At 48.7% G+C, this 19,961-nt stretch carries 17 protein-coding genes and 1 tRNA gene; 7 read left to right on the top strand and 11 right to left on the bottom strand.

The features are described from left to right. The first annotated feature begins 1 nt into the window (after position 1). The 3 genes from Q365_RS0120480 (at position 2) to Q365_RS0120470 (ending at position 2,979) form a co-directional block, all read left to right on the top strand. Positions 2 to 919: an IS5 family transposase gene (locus Q365_RS0120480; protein ID WP_028025108.1), complete on the top strand. Its 918-nt coding sequence runs from the start codon at positions 2 to 4 to the stop codon at positions 917 to 919. Positions 920 to 1,264: 345 nt separating this feature from the next. Continuing rightward, positions 1,265 to 2,050, top strand: a complete 786-nt coding sequence (locus Q365_RS0120475) for a CmcJ/NvfI family oxidoreductase (RefSeq protein ID WP_211254271.1) — start codon at positions 1,265 to 1,267, stop codon at positions 2,048 to 2,050. A gap of 83 nt (positions 2,051 to 2,133) precedes the next feature. Further along, complete coding sequence (locus Q365_RS0120470; RefSeq protein WP_028025106.1) at positions 2,134 to 2,979, top strand: enoyl-CoA hydratase/isomerase family protein; 846 nt, start codon at positions 2,134 to 2,136, stop codon at positions 2,977 to 2,979. A gap of 119 nt (positions 2,980 to 3,098) precedes the next feature. Here Q365_RS0120470 and Q365_RS0120465 read toward each other — a convergent pair whose 3' ends face one another. Together Q365_RS0120465 and Q365_RS0120460 are read right to left on the bottom strand one after the other, a co-directional pair. Next, positions 3,099 to 3,449 (bottom strand): hypothetical protein, encoded by a 351-nt coding sequence (locus Q365_RS0120465; protein WP_028025105.1) that lies wholly within the window; start codon positions 3,447 to 3,449, stop codon positions 3,099 to 3,101. Between the two features lie 99 nt (positions 3,450 to 3,548). Beyond that, positions 3,549 to 4,388: a hypothetical protein gene (locus tag Q365_RS0120460; RefSeq protein ID WP_028025104.1), complete on the bottom strand. Its 840-nt coding sequence runs from the start codon at positions 4,386 to 4,388 to the stop codon at positions 3,549 to 3,551. 461 nt (positions 4,389 to 4,849) lie between these two features. Between Q365_RS0120460 and Q365_RS0120455 the strand changes: the two genes are divergently transcribed. Beyond that, positions 4,850 to 5,839 carry a zinc-dependent alcohol dehydrogenase family protein gene (locus Q365_RS0120455; RefSeq protein ID WP_028025103.1) on the top strand — a complete coding sequence of 330 codons (990 nt, stop codon included), beginning with the start codon at positions 4,850 to 4,852 and terminating at the stop codon, positions 5,837 to 5,839. A 184-nt stretch (positions 5,840 to 6,023) separates the two neighbouring features. Here the strand turns inward: Q365_RS0120455 and Q365_RS0120450 are convergent, their stop codons facing one another. Together Q365_RS0120450 and Q365_RS0120445 are read right to left on the bottom strand one after the other, a co-directional pair. Next, positions 6,024 to 7,469 (bottom strand): ArnT family glycosyltransferase, encoded by a 1,446-nt coding sequence (locus Q365_RS0120450; protein WP_028025102.1) that lies wholly within the window; start codon positions 7,467 to 7,469, stop codon positions 6,024 to 6,026. Next, entirely contained in the window at positions 7,466 to 8,569 is a 1,104-nt protein-coding gene (locus Q365_RS0120445) for a glycosyltransferase family 2 protein (protein WP_028025101.1), read from the bottom strand. The genes Q365_RS0120450 and Q365_RS0120445 overlap by 4 nt, the downstream gene beginning before the upstream one ends. Positions 8,570 to 8,694: 125 nt before the next feature. Between Q365_RS0120445 and Q365_RS0120440 the strand changes: the two genes are divergently transcribed. From Q365_RS0120440 to Q365_RS0120430, 3 genes are all read left to right on the top strand, one after another. Beyond that, positions 8,695 to 9,381, top strand: coding sequence for a response regulator transcription factor (locus Q365_RS0120440; protein ID WP_028025100.1), 687 nt, complete (start codon positions 8,695 to 8,697; stop codon positions 9,379 to 9,381). Further along, positions 9,378 to 10,649, top strand: a complete 1,272-nt coding sequence (locus tag Q365_RS0120435; protein WP_028025099.1) for a sensor histidine kinase — start codon at positions 9,378 to 9,380, stop codon at positions 10,647 to 10,649. The genes Q365_RS0120440 and Q365_RS0120435 overlap by 4 nt, the downstream gene beginning before the upstream one ends. A 203-nt stretch (positions 10,650 to 10,852) precedes the next feature. After that, the gene (locus Q365_RS0120430; protein ID WP_028025098.1) at positions 10,853 to 11,188 is read left to right on the top strand and encodes a PepSY domain-containing protein; all 336 of its coding nucleotides are present in this window, start codon (positions 10,853 to 10,855) and stop codon (positions 11,186 to 11,188) included. A gap of 50 nt (positions 11,189 to 11,238) precedes the next feature. On the opposite strand, the gene Q365_RS0120425 is transcribed toward Q365_RS0120430, so the two are convergent. From Q365_RS0120425 to Q365_RS0120395, 7 genes are all read right to left on the bottom strand, one after another. Next, on the bottom strand, positions 11,239 to 11,835 hold the full coding sequence (locus Q365_RS0120425; RefSeq protein WP_028025097.1) for a glutathione S-transferase family protein: 597 nt from the start codon (positions 11,833 to 11,835) through the stop codon (positions 11,239 to 11,241). Positions 11,836 to 12,056: 221 nt separating this feature from the next. Continuing rightward, positions 12,057 to 12,671: a LysE family translocator gene (locus Q365_RS0120420; RefSeq protein WP_028025096.1), complete on the bottom strand. Its 615-nt coding sequence runs from the start codon at positions 12,669 to 12,671 to the stop codon at positions 12,057 to 12,059. Between the two features lie 417 nt (positions 12,672 to 13,088). Next, positions 13,089 to 13,179, bottom strand: a tRNA-Ser gene (locus Q365_RS0120415). Between the two features lie 187 nt (positions 13,180 to 13,366). After that, entirely contained in the window at positions 13,367 to 14,134 is a 768-nt protein-coding gene (locus tag Q365_RS0120410) for a hypothetical protein (RefSeq protein WP_028025095.1), read from the bottom strand. A 178-nt stretch (positions 14,135 to 14,312) separates the two neighbouring features. Beyond that, positions 14,313 to 17,432 carry an efflux RND transporter permease subunit gene (locus Q365_RS0120405; protein WP_028025094.1) on the bottom strand — a complete coding sequence of 1,040 codons (3,120 nt, stop codon included), beginning with the start codon at positions 17,430 to 17,432 and terminating at the stop codon, positions 14,313 to 14,315. A gap of 6 nt (positions 17,433 to 17,438) precedes the next feature. Next, positions 17,439 to 18,518: an efflux RND transporter periplasmic adaptor subunit gene (locus Q365_RS0120400; RefSeq protein ID WP_028025093.1), complete on the bottom strand. Its 1,080-nt coding sequence runs from the start codon at positions 18,516 to 18,518 to the stop codon at positions 17,439 to 17,441. Positions 18,519 to 18,580: 62 nt separating this feature from the next. Further along, the gene (locus Q365_RS0120395; protein WP_028025092.1) at positions 18,581 to 19,939 is read right to left on the bottom strand and encodes a TolC family outer membrane protein; all 1,359 of its coding nucleotides are present in this window, start codon (positions 19,937 to 19,939) and stop codon (positions 18,581 to 18,583) included. Between the last annotated feature and the right edge of the window lie 22 nt (positions 19,940 to 19,961).

Genomic DNA, 19,961 nt, shown 5'->3' with positions numbered 1-19,961 from the left:
GATGGGCAAATCCAAGCACAAGATCAGCAACTGGAAAGAATACAACCAAGCCCTGAAAAATCGTGGCTCGGTCACTTTTTGGATTGATGCTGCTGCCATCAAATCTTGGCGCTGCAATAAACACCATGGGAAGCGCGGTCGGGGTTTTCAATTCAGTGATGTATCGATCGAGACGGCATTGATGATTAAAGGGGTTTTCAAGCTCCCTTTGCGCGCACTCGAAGGATTTATTAACTCGCTGTTTATGCTCATGGATGTACCGCTGAAGTCGCCTTCTTATAGTTGTATTAGCAAGCGAGCAAAAACCGTCGAAGTTCACTACCGTTCTCCAAGCCGCGGGCCTATCGTTCATGTCGTCATCGATGCCACTGGTCTAAAAGTGTATGGGGAAGGTGAATGGAAAATGCGTAAGCATGGTAAAGAAAAACGCCGAGTATGGCGTAAGTTGCATCTCGCTATTGATGCCGCTACGCACGAGACCATCGCTGCTGAAGTGAGCTTGGATAGTGTTGGTGATAATGAAGTCTTACCGACGTTGTTGAACCCGCTTCGTCGAAAGATTAAACAAGTGAGCGCTGACGGTGCTTATGATACCAAAGCGTGCCATTGTGTGTTGAAAAATAAGGGGATAACACCCACCATTCCTCCGAGAAGTAACGCAGGTTTTTGGGAGGAAGGGCATCCTCGAAACACCGCGGTAAGAGCGCTAAAATCGGGCGAACTTACCGCGTGGAAACAGGACAGTGGCTATCATAAACGGTCATTGTCAGAAACGGCGATGTACCGCTATAAGCAGCTACTCAGTCCAAAACTGACGTTAAGAGATTACAACGCACAAGTCGGAGAAGCGTTAGCGAACGTCAAGGCAATGAACAAAATCATAAGACTCGGTATACCTGCTAGAAAATCAACGGGTTAGGCCATTAAAACTAAAACAGGATCAATCCATTAGCTGAACGATTTGATCAACAAGGCCTCCCCTAGCTAATGCTCCTATCTACCTCTCCTGCCTGCCACATCAGAATGCCCAGCCTTGCCCATCGTGTTTTTACAAAGCACTGGGCATCAGCAGAACACGCACCAACAGAGCACGAGTGATCTCTCATCGGCCTCGACGCTGACTCTGATCTGACTTGATTATATTTAAAACCCGAATTCTGATTCATTTTACTGGTCATTTATTAGCCTTAGCTAAATGATTAAGCTTTATTCCATACCTTGCGGCGACGGATTTTTACCGCATAACCATGGTGTGGAGACCTGAATGATGACCCTCAAAGCCTCTGTGAATTACCACGTGCAAAGCGACGAAGCGCAAGCCTTTCAGTTTGATGTCGATGGCATCACTGGCAATTTAATCGTGCCAGAGTTGGTGCCCACGCAAGTCAATGTCAGAGACAACAGAGATGACGCCAGCAACGTGAACTTTGCCAACGACGGCATCACGTTTGTGACTACTCCTTCTGCTGTGACTGAATTTGGCGAAGACCGTGCATGGCAACCTGCTTATGACCAAGAAATTCAAGCGCTGCTCACACAGCAATTAGATGCGCAGGAAGTCATTGTGTTTGACCACACCGTCAGAATTGATGACCAGAATTCAGCGCGTCAACCCGCTAGAAATGTTCACAACGATTACAGCCCTGAAGGCGCAAACCAACGCTTGGTCAACTTAGTGGGCGAGCAACGGGCGCAGGAATTTCAACGAGGCGAGTTTGCGTTCATCAATGTGTGGCGTCCGATAAGTGCCGTTATCACAACGTCGCCCCTCGGTTTTATCCATCCCAAATCCATGGACACCGACGATTGGATGACCATCGATTTAGTCTATCCCGACCGCCGAGGTGAAATTCTCGGCGTTGCTGCAAACCCCAAGCACGAGTGGTTTTATCAATCCAACATGCGTTCCGATGAGGTGGTGATTTTCAACGTTTACGACAATCAAGGTCGCCCTTATCTTGCGCACAGTGCGCTAGATATTGTCGGTCAATCCGATGTAAGCGCACCGCGGATGAGCATAGAAACCCGAACCCTCGTGAGATATGCGTAAGTTTCGCTCGACGAAAACCTAAGTGGCTCAACACAACTAGGTGTAACACCAAAAACAATAACGCTAATAAAAAGGATGTAATTATGAAATACGCAGGCTTTACCACCTTCACCACCGAGCAGAACAACGGCATTCTTACCGTCACGTTTGACTTCGGCACTGTGAACGTTCAAGGGCAAGAAATGCTGGCGGACCTTAACAGCCTCGCAATGCGCCTAGAGCGTGACCGAAACACAAAAGTCGTCGTGTTTCAGTCGGCAAATCCAGAAATTTGGGTATGCCACTATGATACTGAACTGCTCAAAGACATGTCTGATGAAGCAGTGTCTCGCGACGAAGCTCAGCTTCTAGACCTGCAATCAGTTTGTGAGCGCATCAGCAAGGTTCCACAAGCCACCATCGCGAAGCTAGAAGGTTTTGCTCGTGGAGGCGGCCATGAGTTGGCACTTGCTCTGGACATGCGTTTCGCTGCACGAGGCAAATTCAAGTTCATGCAAATGGAAGTGGGTATGGGCATCTTGCCTTGTGGTGGCGGAGCGTCACGCATGGCTCGTCAAACTGGCCTTGGCCGTGCATTGGAAATCATCCTTAGCGCACGTGACTTTGATGCTGATGAAGCAGAACGAATGGGCACCATCAACCTAGCGCTTGATCCTGAAGAGATCGGTGAATACGTTGATAACCTAGCGAACCGTATCGCGCAATTCCCTGCAGAATCGATCAATGCGTGTAAACAGGCGGTTTATGAGTCTATCGACAAGCCAATCGATGAAGCCCTTAAAGCAGAAGCTTACTGGCTGTACCAAGCAACCAGCAAAACACCTGCGCTAAAACGCTTCACCATTGCCGATGACCAAGGCCTTCAGCATGACATCGAAAACCAGCGCAAGTGGAATGAACTGGTGATGAACGTGCAAGACATCAAATAAGCCGCACGAACACGGTAATCTCGGCCATGGAGTCTATGTTTCATAGGCTCCATTTTTCACTAGCCTCGCTAAAGTGTGGTATGAGCCGCTTGTCCTATCTAAGCTCAATAAACTCAACGCTACTCTTTTTTGTTTATCAGTGTATTCAAAAGCCCTTTTACGTTTTCCATGTCATCGATAAGTAAACTTCGACCCGCATTGATCAAGGTTGAGCCTACTGTTATCCATATTTTCAAAATCATAAAGCCAAAAAACAGGGCAACAATTCGCATGATGTCATTGGAGATGACCACTTCGGAGCCTTCAAGTGTGGCAAAGTAAGACTTCTCGTCAGTGCCCACAATGTACTCATAAATCGGGTTATTCGGGAAATCCCTTAGATAGTCAGGAAGGTTGAAAAGCAACTGCATGAGGGTAATCACCCCAAATGCTATCAATACGATCCCTATATATTTCCCAATTTTATTCACAATTATCTCCTTTTAAATGTGCCAATAAAAAATCCCTTTTATGTTCATTTTCTGCGAGTCCCGACTCCGCAAAGCGCGATGTTTCCGCTCTATTTCGATTTAAGCGAGATTCGCTGAAGCCTTCGAATGACGTCCGTCATGGATATCTATCACTTTTTGTATATCAGCACTGACTTTTGCCTCTCCAAACGACGCGAGATGCTTTGTCGCCGTATAAGGGGCAGAAGCCGATTCATAGTCTCTAATCCATCGCTGAAACTCGTGCTGCTCTTCGTCAGTTGAACGCGGGTAACGACTGCTCGGCCTCGATAAGCCCACTCTCCAAGGCTTAGGCGTCAAACGCGCCCTGAAGCAATCTTGGCGCTTACACAATGTCGTATACAGCGGATCAACATTTAGCGCTTGGAAAATCGTCTCAACATCTGCGTCGCCAGGGGAATAATGTTGGTTTGTCAGAATAAATCGGATACCAGAGTGCGTTTCATAGACACGAAAAGACAATGATGGATGAAGACGTTGATAGGTCTCGATCTGTTTGATGACGAACTGCTTATCCTTTTTTGGGCGACCAAACCGGTGCATTATTCGTTCAAGAAATCCCGCCGGTTGGATATCAATGTCGCCAAACACAACACGGTCAGTATTCAGTACCCTCGCGCCATAGCCATTGCGACTAAGAACTGCAAGTAGGCCTCCGTCTGTCGCGTTAACTTCTTCGAGTATTTCCTCTTTAACAAAGTCGACCCAATACTCGTACTCGTCTTCCTTTGAAAAATTCCCTTGAAGAAAAGCGCGCATTGCGGCTAAACGTTTTTCTGCATTTACCCCAGCGTCATTTTCACTGGTATTTGATGCCCCCCAAATCGATAGCTTTTCACGGCCAAAAATATCGCTATCGACGGTGACATCATGCTTCTTCCAATATTTCGCAAACTTCAAAGAATCCTCCTAAGTGCTAACGTTGAAACCACGGGCGCTGCGCTTATACCCAAGAACACATCGAAATTGGTAAGCTATCTCATTGATGGATGTATTAATCGCCTAACTTTCATACTATCGTCGCTTTAGCGCCGACCAACAAATGAACGCTTCATTTCTCCTATTCAACTGCGAGCCTTAAGACAAAACCATTGAAGAGAATTAACGTGCACTACCTTACTAACAAAGCGAAAGCACATTGAGTAGATGGCTCTACAGATAAGGCAATCTCGACCATGGAGTCTATGTTTCATAGGCTCCATTTATCGTTTCACTCTGCCACTGCGCCTACTCCACCGTCCTTTCAAGTATCTGAATGGTTTTTATTATCTTCACAATCTAAAAACTGAATTCGAATTTAGCCTGATTATTTCCCACAGAACATCTAATACACTCTTCTCATGTTCTGAAAGGAGAAAGTTATGAAGGCAATGATTGTGAACAACTTCGGTGGGCCGGAGGTATTTGAAGCATCGGACGTCGCGAAACCCGCTGTAAAGCAAGGCCATGTGCTGGTAAAAATCGCAGCAACGAGTGTCAACACCGTGGATACCATGATCCGACAAATGGGGCCTGACTTACCGTTGTCTCCCCCAGCGCCCGCCATTCTAGGTATGGATTTCGCTGGCATCATCGAAGAAGTCGGTGAAGGTGTCGGCACATTTAACGTGGGCGATGAAGTATATGGCTGTGCAGGCGGACTTGCTGATCTGCCTGGCACATTGGCCGAGTATATGGTCGCTGACGCAAACCTAATTGCCCTCAAGCCAAAAAACTTCTCCATGGAAGAAGCCGCAGCCTTGCCGCTTGTTGGCATTACGGCCTATGAAGGGCTCAAGCGCGCCAATGTTAGCGAAGGCCAAAACGTATTGATTCATGGCGGCGCTGGCGGCGTGGGTCATATTGCCATCCAATTGGCTCGCCATTTGGGTGCCAATGTCTTTTCAACCGGCTCTGGCGAATCGAAACTCGCGTTGATTGAAAGCTTGGGCGCGACACCTATCGATTACACGTCTGAGACAGTGGAAAATTACGTAAATCAACACACCAATGGTCGTGGGTTTGATATGGTTTTTGACACGGTGGGTGGCATGAACATGCTGAATTCTTTTGAAGCCGCCGCATTGAATGGTCACGTCTCGTCAACAGTGTCTTTGTTGGAGATCGACTTGAGCACGGTTCACTTTAAAGGCCTGTCACTGCACGTTGTGTTTATGTTGATTCCTATGCTGCATAACCAAGGCCGCGAAGTGCATGGCGCTATTTTGAAAGAAATGGCGGAGATTGCAGAATCTGGTGCCCTGAAAGCCATTTTGGATGACACCAACTTCAACCTGTCTCAAGTTAGCCAAGCGCATGAGCGCCTAGCAAGTGGGCAAGCCATCGGCAAAGTGGTCGTTTCAGTAGATTAATTTCATCGGTGTAGGCTTAAACCCTAATTGTTGGTTTAAGCCTACATACCACTCGCTTCCGCTAATGTCGAAAATCTCTGACTTTGAGGCCGATATTTCCAGCCGCAAGAATCAACACTCCCCTTTGTTTTCTTGATTCCCACAGCTTCCTGCATTTTTCACCTTTGCTAATCCAGCAAGGTTATTATCCGTGGTTCGGCACGCAATACAGAAGCACGCGTTTTTTACTCTCTGCTCTCTGCTGGCATTGCGCCAACGACCTATCAGCATTGTCGTCTGAGTGCGCATGGGCGTGAACAATGAACGCGGGCTGTTCGAGGTCTGTGATCGTACTTTGCAGATCCGTCGATACGCGTTTTGCTTTTCCATTCGAATAATATTGCGCGGAAAACGGGCGACTCCCTACATAGTAAAGATCAACGAAACGGGCTTCCGGTTGTTTCTCCCAAAGTGTCAGCAACGCGTTTTCCGCCGTTTTCCCAGTCAGGTTAAAATTTAAGGCGAGCGCAGCAAACAAGATCAGCACGGGCGTGGTTAAACCGGTTAAATAGGCGCGAGTGTTGAGTGGGTTTTCTGACTGATACAAGGCAATCAGCAATGCAAAGGCCGGTAGCCCGGGTAAAACGTAACTAGCGAGAATATTACCTGCGAAGGTAAACAGCACCAAAGGCGACAGCATCCAGCACCACAGGTACTGTGCGTACGCATTCGTGACACTTTCTTTACCTTGTCGAAAGCGCTTGATCAATTGCCAGAAGAACAATGGCGTCCATGGCAGTGCAGCGATCGCGGCATATAACCAAATCGTGCCGCGCGGTTCATTGTGCGCAGTGCCATACAAGTCGCCTTCCCAGCCAGAAACCACAAAGCGCATAAAGTGCTCACCCACCAAGAAATAGTTCAGAAACCCCGGGGTTTTGAATTCTGCCAGCATGTACCAAGGCAGGGAAATAGCCAGCATCAGCAAGGTACCGCTCACCCAAGGAAGCGCGTGCAGCACTCGTCGCCAGCGACCATCAAGCGCTATCCAGCAAAAGAGGCTGATGCCAATCAATACCAGCGTGAGAGGGCCTTTGGCGAGTATGCCAATTCCAAGACCGACGAAAAACAAGTAGCCCGCCAATCTGGATTGATGCTGAAACGCGAACCAGAAACTCGCCATGCTAAGCGTGATTCCGAGAGCCAACGCAGTGTCGGTCATGACGGCACCAGAAATGACAATGAACGCAGTGCTCGTCGCCAAAACCGCGACTGACAGCATGGCCTCTTGCACCGACTTCCCAGCGCGAACACAAAACTGATAAGTGATCGTCAAGATAAGCACGCCCACAAAAAGATGCGGTACCCGAACGGCAAACTCATTATTGCCGAACACACTAATCCCTCCTGCACTTAACCAAGCAAACAACGGCGGTTTTCCCCAGAAAGGCACACCGTAATCGAACATCGGGGTGATCCAGTTTTGGGTTTCGAACATGATGCGCGCCATTTCACCATAGCGAGCTTCTGTCGTGTCCATGAGGGAATACATCGGCAAAGTGATAAGGCGAATGCCCAACGATATAATCAAGGTTGCAAGAGCTAATTGGGTCAACGAAAGGCGTGAGACGAAAGATCGTAAACGGTTCATGGCGTAGGGTTCTCAGATACAGCGGAAGTTGTCGTTTTGACGGAAGTTTTGGCGCAGGTTTTGGCTTTGGCGGATGTTAATACGGATGCTGTTGTCGACGTTGAGGGTCGAAGTGATGACGTTTTTGCCGCTTTGGTGAGCGTGGTATTCACCAAAAAGAGCGGGCGTTGTTTAGCTTCAATAAACAAGCGACCGAGGTATTCCCCCAACAAACCAATGGAGAGCAACTGGACGCTGCCCAATGTCAGCACGGTGAGCATCAAGCTGGGATAACCCGCGACCGGATCTCCCCATATCAGGGTTTTAAACACGATAGCCACTGCAATACACAGCGCGCTGATCCCCGTTAATAGTCCTGCATACGTCGCGAGTCGAAGAGGCTTGGTGCTGAACGAGGTAATGCCTTCCGCAGCAAGGTTAAACAGCTGTGACGTATTCCATTTGGTGGTGCCCGCGAAGCGAGGGTCACGGTCAAATTGAAGGACGGTGCGCTGAAAACCAGGCCATGCAAACAAGCCCTTCATAAAACGCGTGCGTTCTGGAAGGGCATTGACAGTTTCAACAACCCGCTTGTCCAAAAGCCGAAAATCCCCCACGTTTTCAGGAATCGGCACGTCACTCAGTCGGTTCAACAAGGTATAAAACATGCGCGCGGTGAACCGCTTGAACGCACTTTCGCCCAAGCGAGATTTCCGCTGCATGTCCACAACCTCGTAGCCTGACCGCCAAGCTTCAATCATGTCTGGCATAAGCTCGGGCGGGTCTTGAAGGTCGGCATCCAGCAATATGACAGCGTCACCTCGCGTGGCTTTAAGCCCTGCGGACATGGCCGCCTCTTTGCCAAAATTCCGACTGAGCCGAATCAAAGTGACATCATGGTGCTCTGCATCAAACTCACTGGCGATATTGGCGCTGTTGTCCTTACTACCATCATCGACATAGATAATTTCGCATCGGGCGTTAAGCGTATCGAGCACAGACAAAATGCGCTGATGACAGGCCATGAGAACGGCTTGTTCGTTATAAAACGGCACCACCACCGAAATGTACGGCGGGGTGTGCGAGGTTGGCTGAACTGGGAAATATCGAATCACTGTCAAAATGGGACCTCCTACGTCAGTGAGAGCCACATTACGAGGAGAGAAGTGAAAGAAAGGTCGTTCACTTTTTTTTTATGTTTTCTGTGCAAGAATAAAGAGGAGTTCGTCTGTCAGGTTTAGTGAAAATGAAAATATTACTCGTTGAAGATCATGCAGATATTGCGGGTGTTATCTTCGATTACTTTGAATTGCTTGGTCACACCATGGACCATGCTTTATCCGGCACTCAAGCCCTAAACTTGGTGGAAGATAATCATTATGACGTCGTCATTTTGGACGTCATGTTACCCAAAATGGACGGGATGACGGTGTGCAAAAAACTGCGTGAAAATGGCGTAGACACCCCTGTACTCATGCTGACAGCCATGGGTGAACGGGAAGACATTCTGTCTGGCTTTGAGCATGGCGCAGATGATTACTTGGTCAAGCCATTTGATTTGAAGATCCTTGAAGCACGCGTGTCAGCGCTAAATCGTCGTCGAACGGGGCAAGTGTCAGTCCGCGAACTGACTTTCGGCGAGTTGAGTTTATCTTTGACGTCACACACTGCGGTGCGCCGTGAATGCCAGTTCACCTTAAATCCTTCGTTGTTTACTGTGCTCAAATTGCTCATGGCACGTGCACCGCAAGTGGTGACAAAAGAAGAACTGACCACTGCGTTATGGGGCGATGATGAACCCGAAGGAAACGTGTTACGCAGCCACGTCTATCAACTCAGAAACCTCATTGATAAACCGTTTGAGTATGGGTATATCCGCACCGTTCCGAAGATTGGTTATCAATTGGTCGATAAACCGAGTAGCGCAGAATGAGTAAGATTAAGTCCGCCAAACAGCTGACATTCACCTATTTTTCGATCGTGGCGTTTGCCATTATCACCATCCACTTTTCGGTATTGGAAAGCACCGTTGAAAACCTCGAACATTTCACCGCTCAGCATCGTTTAGAACTGTTGGCAAACAGCTTAAAAAACATTGATATTCAAAGCGATGAAGTCGTACTCGACAATTTTTCAACCGCCTATATTGGCTATGATGCTTTACCTGACTCACTAGAAATTAGTCGCCAACTCACGCCCAATAGCGTCGTAGAAATCTACAAGGCAGGGAGAGTCGATCAAGAAACAGATTACTTTGTGATGAAAACTGCCGTGATGGTCAACGGCCAAATGCTGGATGCCTTCATCGTCAACAACGATCCCATCTTTGAATTAAGCGAAGAGCAAGCGCTGAATTCACAGACCAATCAACTGCTTTTATCCTTCGGCTTGCTGATTTTGAGTTTGTTAGTGGTGCTGCAAATTGCCTCTAGGCTAACCAAGCCTTACGCATCACTCGCAAACCAATTGAGTGCAAAAACCAAAGGGGATTTATCGCCTCTAACATTGCCAGTGGCGGGTAAAACCGTTGAGCTTGTGACCCTGACTGAAAGCATCAACACCTATCAATCTCAAATCGCTGACATGCTCGAAAGAGAGCGTGCGTTCAACCGCTTTGCTAGTCATGAATTACGCACACCGCTTATGGTATTGCGCGGCAGTTTATCCCTGCTTGAACACTCGAACGATCCTCAATTCGTGGATAAGCAACGGGTGCGAATGACAACCGCAGTGGAAGCGATGCAAGACTATGTCGAAACCTTGTTATCACTGACGCGAGAGAAAGAAGAGACAGTTACACCGTGGAAGTTAGACAACACCGAAATCGAGACCCTGCTTTCGCATTTTCAACTGTTGGTGGAAGAAAAAAACATTGAGGTATCGGTCAACATTGAACACGCGCCGTGCTTGCGTGTGTCTCACAAAGCTGTTGGCATTTTAATTGGTAACCTGATTAAGAATGCCTTCGCTTACACCGAACAAGGTCACATCTCTATTCATGTTTCCTCAAATGCCGTCGTGATAGAAGACACCGGCGTTGGCCTAGAGAACGACAGTAAAGCGAATCAAGGCTATGGATTGGGCTTGGTAATCGCACAAGACATTGCACGAAAATATGGCTGGCAGATAGACCTAAACACAAATGAAGCAGGAGGATGCACGGCTAGCGTCACAGGGTTAGATAACGAAGGGCTCAAGTAGCGCGTCGACATTTTTTCTACCTATCTTTCGGTTAACTCGCGTGAATTCATATGTAAACCGACCAATATTTTCCTATTCACATTTTTTCGACATCCCGTCTCTTACGCTACATCTACTGACAGCAAAAGCGCTCTTAGACTCGATACATATCGAGTTTATAGCGTTCCAATGTACGCAAACAAAGTGATGTTAAGGAAAGACAGATGAAAAAATTAATCCTAGGTGGTGTTGTATTGGCGGCGTTAAGCACATTCAGTGTTCCAAGCTTCGCAACAAAGGACGCCAACATTATCAGCGAGCAAGACGCAATCAAAGCGGCACTTGCAGAAGTCGGTGTCGAAGTGCTTGGCATCCGTTTTGACGAACCAGACACGCAGTGGGATGTGTTCGTTAAGTCCGGAAAGAAAGCGTATGAAGTAGAAGTCGATGCAGTAAGCGGCAAAATCGTTGCAGCTGAAGAAGAGAGTCTTGCCGAAATTAAGGCTGAGCTTTCTGGCGACCTTTCCCATGAAGGCGTGATCGGTGACGTTGATAAGTGATTCTATTAACCCACCCTGAGAGTTTGACTCAGGGTGGGCATCAATACGACTTACGCCATACCGACATAACCTGACGTTGATTGAATGCGATGACACCAATCTTGAATAGCTGAGTAACGCGTTAAATCAAAACCACCTTCATCGGCAACATGGGTGTAGGCATAAAGTGAAATGTCAGCAATCGTCATTTCATTCCCAGCGAGAAACTTCGTCTTCGTTAGCTGGCTTTCCATTAGCTGAAGGGCTTTATGGCCTCCTTCTTGAAGAGAATGATACTCGGCAACTCTTTCTTCTGGCATACCTAAGTACTTTTGAATGAAGCGAGCCACGGCAATAAAAGGCTCATGACTGTATTGCTCAAAGAATAGCCATTCATACATTTTTGCTTTCAAGTAAGTGTCTGTTGGGAGGAATGCAGTATTCTCTGAAAAGTACCCTAGAATGGCATTTGATTCAGTTAGATAGCGACCGTCATCTAATTCTACCGCCGGGATTTTCCCATTTGGGTATTTAGATAAGAATTCATCTGTTTTCGTTTCACCGTCTAAAATGTTCACATGAATCCACTCATGTTTAATATCCAAAAAAGACAGTAACATCTTCACTTTTAAGCAGTTGCCTGATTGCAGGTCACCATATACTTTCATTTCCGCCCTCCTTGACGAATAGGTCTATACCTACGCAACCTACCATATATAGCGAATGAATCAGTGAATTATGATCCTTAGCTTGCGAGGTGTCTCTAGATGCAGCCTACCGGGCATTGATATGTCCCCAAACAACCTGAAGGTGCTCGTTTTCAGAGGCCATCAGTGCGTTCAATTCAAGGCAAGTTCAGCAAGAATGACCAAAGAAACACCGTGCTGAATTACTGACGACTAAGTAAGAGGTTGAGACCAGAAAACGCTAAGAAGGCAGCACATGCTTTATTGAAACGTTTTGCCATTCGGGGATTAGCGAACCATTGCCTGAGGTAGATGCCAAACACGGCATAGATAGATATTGCCGTCATTTCTAGTGCTAAGAACGTGCAACCTAATACGAAAAATTGCTGGTGAACGTTTGCGGAAACATCCACAAATTGAGGAAGAAAAGCGGTGAAGATCAAAATCGCTTTGGGGTTACCAGACGCCAAAATGAATTCCTGCTTCGCAAGCCCAAATCGGCTTTGATTCGTGTCGATTTCAGACACAGGGCTTGATTCTGAACGCCATAGGCTAACGGCAATCCAAAGCAAGTAAAGAGCACCAAACAGTTTGACCGCAAAGAACAGCGTTTCGGACGCATACAGCACCACAGCTAAGCCCGACGCTGCCAACGCAATCATGACAGCAAACGCGGTAATACGGCCTAACCCAGCAATAAACGCAGATTTAAACCCATAGCAACGCGCATTGTTCATGGAAAGCAGATTATTCGGCCCCGGCGTCATGTTCAACGCAAAGCATGCCGGTATAAAGAAAAGCAGCGTCCAAATTTCCACGTTATCTCCCTACACAAAGCCGTGGTTGCGAGCAATTATCGCTAATGAATTGAACCACTATAGACACTTACCCCATGCGATCCAAGAATGCCGAGCGTCGGCTACCTCATTGATGGGTTGAGTATATGGGGAATTAATACGGTTGAAGAAAGCATATCCCAGATACGAAAAAGCCCGCTCGCTCCTGTTAACAAGAGCAAGCGGGCTTTTCTAATTTGGCGGAGCCATGAGAAAAACGAAAACTGGATTTACTGTTCGCTTTGCTCACGCCCTTCGGGCCGTCGCCTAATCCGACTACGTCGGGGCAACGTTGTCTCGCTTCGCTCGGCTGAACCCTGACTAGGCTTCTGCACCCTATCTCAGGATGTATAATTTAAATACGAAAAAGCCCGCTCACTGAGCGGGCTTAATCTGATTTGGCGGAGAGATAGGGATTTGAACCCTAGGTGGGCTATAAACCCACGCCGGTTTTCAAGACCGGTGCTTTAAACCACTCAGCCATCTCTCCAGTGCCGCGAATATTACAAAGCCCTCGCGTGCTTGTAAAGCCTGAATTTACTGAAACTTGTTTGTTTGCGCAGCCTTTAAACAGTTCGAGGGTTTGTTCGTCAGTTTGATGATTTTCTCATCGCACAGAAACGGATAAAAGATGGAATACGTTCCAAAACGCGGACATCAACTGGTGATACGCGCGGTTAGAAAAACCACTTCACACCGATTTCTGCTTTCAGTTCATATTCATTTTCTACTTCCCAGCCGTTTGGCAGCACCACATCTGCCGAAGCGTAGGCGAGTTTAGTCATTAGCCACTGTGTGCGATCGCTTTTAATCGGCGCATTGAACATCATGTTAAAAGCCGTCGATTCCATTTCGACCACATCGCCCGTCACTTTCACGTATTCCGGCCACGCCTGAAAAAAAGCACCGGAATCGCCCACTGGCACAGTCGTAAACAGATTGAGCATGTAACCGTCAGCAGACTCTCCAAACACTTCGCCAACCGTATAGTTCACATTAGGGAACACCATCGCGCCGCCCGTGTACTTAGGGTTAATCAACCCAATCGCGCCTGCTGAAAACAGCAAGTTGTCATCTAGCCCAGCATTCTTTTGATGAATGATATCTGTCATGAAGCCGACACGAGGCATCAAATCGTTATCAATTGCATGCACTTGAAAGTACTGACCGCGGCTTCCTAGGTAGTCCGCCCCCATCGAATCTTTACCCTGCTTGGCATCTGAGTCGCCAAAGTTACCTTCAAGGAAACCGGCAAATTGCGTGTTTTCATTCCACGCACCCGTCAACATACCAGACACGCGCACATCCGCATCTGACGTCACAAACACGGCGGCCTGAGTGTAGACTTGAGTAAGGTCTGAAGGGTCAATCACTTTGCTCTCTTCCGCGAAAGTTGGTAAAGACGTTGCGGCGATCAGAGTGCTGGCAATAAGTGTTCTTTTCATGGTGTTTTCCTTTTTAAAGTTCATCGCTCTGCCTAGCGTCCCTTCCCGGTGGCGAAGTCATTCAATAATCATTAACGCCATTATCGACGGACAATAGCGTTTCAAAAAATCACATTTGAGGGGGTTTTCCGTTCATTAGGGTGAGCCAAATAACGGCTCACCCATGGTGGTGATGGTGCTAGTTCGCAGTGGCTTTGACCTTCTCACGCAGTCGCTGGAATAACGCATAGAAACCTGGGGTCATCATGGCGCCGATGCAGAGCACAACTAACATGCCACCGAGCAGTGCAAGGCCCGTGGTGTTCTGTGCAACGGCACCTGCACCACTTGCAAAGACCAGAGGCAATATGCCAAGAATGAATGACCAAGACGTCATATTGACGGCGCGGAAGCGCATCTTGCCGCCTTGAATCGCAGCGTCTTCGATGGGTAGCCCTTCTTGTTCGCGTTTGATCCGAGAGAACTCAACCATCAGGATGGCGTTTTTCGCTGCAAGGGATATCAGTAAGATCATGCCAATCTGGCCGTAAATCGAGAGCGCTTGTCCGCCAAGCAGCAATGCCGCAAATGTCCCGACGGCAGCCAACGGGGCAACCATGATGATGGCAGCAGGCAGCGCCCATGATTCATACTGAGCAACCAAGAACAGATAGATGAAGACCAGCGCCAGTGCCATCGCGATTTGCGCAGCATTGCCTGACAACTTTTCTTGATAGGCCATGTTGGTCCAGTCAATGGTGTAGCCATCGGTAAGTACCTCTGCCGCCACTCGCTCCAATGCAGCAATCGCTTCACCCGATGAATAGCCCGGTGCTGGGTTCATTTGCAGGCGCGCCGACGTGAGCATGTTGTAGCTGGTGACCATATCGGGTTCCATGGTTGGCTCGATAGTGGCAACCGCCGATAGTGGAACCTGCTCTCCTGTTGCAGACGGCACATGAATGCGAAGCACATCTTGTAGATCGTCACGCTGCTCGCCTTTGGCTTGAACAAACACGCGATAGCTACGTCCATCCATCGCGAAATCGTTGACGTATGCCGAGGCTAAATGGGTTGCCAGCGCATCATTAATCACGCCCACGGGCACGCCCAAGTGACGTGCTTTTTCGCGGTCAATTTCGACGTTGTAGTGCGGAACATTGGCGCGGTACGTGGTCATCGCATTGATGATTTCTGGCGCGTTGTTCGCGGCCGCCATCAACGAATACGTGACGCTCGCTAACTCTTGGGCGCTGCGGCCTTCGTTGTCCTGCACCATGACTTCCAACGCATCACCAATACCAATTCCTGGGATGGGCGGCAGGCCCATGGCAATACTCATGGCTTTGTCGATGCCATAAAGTTGCATGTTCAATCGTTGAGCAACCGCTTGTTGAGAGTGATCGCCGTCCATTGCCAAGCGTGCATCCCAGTCTTTGAGGTTCACGAACAATGCCGCTGCATTGGATGACAAACCACCCGATAAGGCATTGAAACCGACAGCCGCAGCAAAGTCTTCAATCGCGGGATCCTTCGCCAGAATCGCCTCTGCCTGAGAAACAATTTCGTGCGTACGGGCTTTCGATGCGTTGTCTGGCAAGAACATCGCGACAGCTAACACGCCCTTATCTTCTGAAGGCACAAAGGCAGTAGGAACCTTGTTACCCATCTGAACCATGGCCACAATTGCGATGGCAAACGCCACCAGCAATACCGCCGTTTTGCGCACGAACAGGGTCACGACCTTGCTGTAGCCCGCCGTGACTTTGTCGAACAGTCGATTGAACGCCACAAACCACGCGGCTGGTTGAGTGTTACGTTTCATCACCAAAGCGCAAAGCGCTGGAGACAAGGTCAGTGCGTTGATTGCAGAGAGTACTAAGGCGATACAAATCGTGATCGAGAACTGCGCGAACATGAGGCCAGTAATGCCCGGTAACATGGCGACAGGGATGAATACCGCCAGCATGACCAAGGTGGAAGCAACAATAGGACCCGTGACTTCTGACATGGCTTTAATGGTGGCGTCGGTTGCGGAGATCTCTTCATTTTCATTCAGGATACGCTCAACGTTTTCCACCACGAGAATGGCATTATCGACCACGATGCCTATCGCGAGGATCAGACCAAACAGCGTGACTGTGTTGATGGTAAAGCCGCCCATTTGCATGAAAGCGAACGTACCAATCAAGGACACGGGAATGGCGACCACTGGCGCTAATGTAGAACGAAGGTTACCCAAGAACAGGTATGTCACGAGAACAACCAAAAACACCGCGACAAAGAGGGTTTTCACGATTTCTTTGATGGAGACTTCTACCGACACCGTGGTGTCATAAGGCACGCTGTATACCACGCCTTCAGGCAGCAGCGTTTCTATCTCTTTGAGGATTTCCATTGTGGCTGCGCCAGCGTCAAGCGCATTGGCACCCGGTGCCAGTGAGGTTGTTACCAGCGCCGCAGGTTGTCCATTGTAGGTCGCGTAGGCATCAAAGAACTGGCGTTCAATCTCGACTTTCGCGACATCACCAAGGTAAATCTGGCTTCCGTCAGCGTTGGTTTTAACGATGATTTGTTGAAACTCTTCCGCACTGCTTAATCGCCCTTGCGTGATCAAGTTATACTGCATCGCGGTATTTTCGCGACTCGGCCCCTGCCCGATTCGGCCCGCTGGCACAACAGCGTTCTGCTCGCGAATCGCATTTTTCACATCTAGCGTGCTCACGCCCAAGCTCGCCATACGATCGATATCTGTCCAGACGCGCATGCCGAAGGTGGCACCGACCAAATCGGAGGTCGCAAGCCCAGGTACACGTGCCAATCGCTCCATAAAGTTGGCTTCCACCCAGCTATTGAGTGCCAACTCATCCATGGTGCCTTGCGGAGAATAGAAAGCTATCGCCATCAGATCGTCCGGCGACGCTTTACGGATCCTCACCCCGCGAGCGCGTACTTCAAACGGCAACAGGTTTTCTGCAGTCGCGACACGGTTAGAGACATTCACCATTGCCATGTCCGCGTCGATACCGTTTTCAAACGTAATATTCAAGAAATAGCGGCCATCATTTGATGAGCGTGACTGCATGTACACCATGCCTTCGACACCGTTTACTTCCGTTTCAATCGGGTTGCCAATTACTTCTTTGACGGTCTCTGCACTTGCGCCCGGCATAAACGCCACCACCCGTACTTGCGGCGGTGTGATGCTAGGGTATTCAGAGATCGGCATGGTTTTAATCGCAATCAAGCCAATCAACGTCAGGAAGATAGAAATGACAAAGGCAAACTTAGGTCGGCTGATAAAAAATTGACTGAGCATAATTCGTTACTCCGCTGCAACTACAGGTGCACCCGCACGGATGCGTTGGAGTCCGCCAACAATCACAGACTCGCCTGATTCCAGTCCTTCCGTGACAAACACGTCTTGCCCAATCCGTGAGGCAACGTCCACGTCTTTACGTGTCGCAACGCCATCAACAATCGTCATCACATAGTGGGTATCGACGTCCTGATGAATCGCTTTGTGAGGGATCATTTGACCTTGCAGTTCGCCGCTCGTGACGCCGACACGCACGAACTGATTCGGGATCAGCTCTCCCGCAGCGTTATCAAATTCAGCCGCAATCGCGATGGTGCCGCTCGTTGCGTTTACTTTGTTATCAACGAATGACAGCGAACCAATGTGGCCAGTTGCTTGTCCGTTAATTTCGAGGGTGAAAGGGGTTTGGCTATTTTTCTCAAAGTTGTATTGCGCCAACGTGTTCTCGTTCACCGAGAAGCTTGCCTCAATCGGAGACACTTGAATGATGTCAGTCAGGGCGCCAAAGCTTGGTCCTACCATATCGCCAATAGAGAAATTGCTTTTGCCTATACGACCTGAATACGGCGCGCGCACCTTGGTCTGTTCAAGGTTATCTTGCTGAACAGTGACGTTCGCCTTGGCGGATTCAACACGTGATTGCGCCATCGTCAACTCTGCGAGACTAAGGTCAAACTGAGCTTGCGAAAGGCCACCTGTAGACAGCATGTTCTTGCTGCGATTGTGGTTTAGCGTTGACAACTCAAGCGCCGATGTCGCTTCAACCAACAGCGCTTCGGCGGCATCCAAGGCCGCTTGGTAAGAGGTAGGATCGATATCGAACAGCACATCGCCTTTCTCGACGAGTGCACCATCTTCAAAATTCTTACTCAACAAATAGCCCGTGGTTCTCGGCGTTAACTTGGCAGATTCCATCGCTTGGATGCGTCCAACATAGAAGCTTACAGGCGCGTGATTTGCCTCCACCGCTTCTGCCACGGTCACTGCTGTTGCCGCCGGCGCAGCAGAAGCATTGTTCTCTTTTTCTGCACTGCATCCTGCAAGCAATAGGGCTGAAGCCACGAGTGATAACGATACTTTTTTCATGTCAGTTCTCTTTCTGGTTATGTCGTCACGAATTCTGTTTTGAGGTTTCAAACCGAGCACATTCATCCTTCGCCTCGCAGGGAAAGGCTGTTAATGGCTGTGATGTCGTGTTCGGAGAGTTCGCCGCCGAGAAATTTGAGGTTGAGCGCTGCCAGCAAGTAATTGATTTCTGCTTCTGACTGTTGCTGTCTAGCGGCATAAAGTTGGTGAGTGGCATTGAGGACATCGACAATGGTGCGACTTCCGATGTCAAAGCCTTGTTCAGTGGCAGCAAGTGCCGCTTCTGCTGAGATAACCGCTTGTTGATAGGCACGATTAGCGCTTGATAACGCACTCAAGTTTTTCTCAGTGCTTCGCACATCGCGGGTCACGTCGCGCCAAGTTTGCTCGCGTAATTCAAGCGCTTGCTGATATTGCACTTTGGCCTGTTCGACCTTGGAGTTTGTTGCACCGCCACGATAAAGCGGCAGCGTCATCGCAACACCGGCAAAAGTGGTGGCATTGTTGTCTAAATCGCCCCATGCGCCTGCGTCACCAACCATAGGTTTGATGCGAGATTTGGCTCCAAAGGCGTATCGATATTCCGCCAACAGCCCCAGAGTGGGTAAATGTCCCGCTTCCGCCAGAGAGATTTGCGCTTTTGAAAGCGAGATGACGTGCTGTTGAACACGCATTTGCGGACTATGGGTTTGCGCTTTTTCTTCCCATGATGAAAAGCCCGCTGGCGTTGGCGTATTGGCTTCTACTGCAGAAAGGTCAAAAGGCTGCACGCCGGTGTAAGACTTGCCCGATAAGGCATAAAGATCATCCAGCGCTTTCTCAACATCATTTTGCGCAAAGATCACCGCCGCCTTTGCCAAATCGTATTGCGCTTGGGTTTCCTTAACATCGTTCTCGGCGATCAAGCCGTTATTGAAACGGTGCTGTGTTTGTTTGAGGTGCTCAGCGATGGCATTGAATGTCGCTTCGGTCTGCTTTAAGGCTTCTTGCATACGCAAAGCAGAAAAATAGCGATTGGCAACTTGCAGCGTCAGCCCTTCAATCGCCACTTGATGCGTGACTGATGACAACGCAACCTGATGTTCTGCCAATTTGTTGGCTTCGTTCAGTTCTTGGCTAAAAAGATTCTGACCGACAGACAATTTAGCCTCAGCCCCCTGCCCATCGGTTTCCGTTAGGGTGGTCCAATCATTACGCAGTGCGCCATACGAAACGGACGCGTCAATTTGAGGTTGATACAGTGCGCTCGCTTGTGTTTTTTGTTCCGCAGCACGCTGGGTTTCCAACTGTGAATAAGCAAGCTGGGGGTTATTGTTCAAGGTGTCGTGATACAAGGCTTCCAGCGAAACAGGTTTTGCCACCACAGCCGCGCTCATCAACATGCCGAGTAAAGTCATTGGAATATAAATTTTTTTTTTCATGGTTTAAGCCCGCTGATAAATA

The sequence above is a fragment of the Enterovibrio calviensis DSM 14347 genome (assembly GCF_000621165.1).
GTDB classification, from domain to species: domain Bacteria; phylum Pseudomonadota; class Gammaproteobacteria; order Enterobacterales; family Vibrionaceae; genus Enterovibrio; species Enterovibrio calviensis.
Note: the sequence above shows the minus strand (reverse complement) of the source record. Positions and strands in the feature narration are given on the sequence as shown.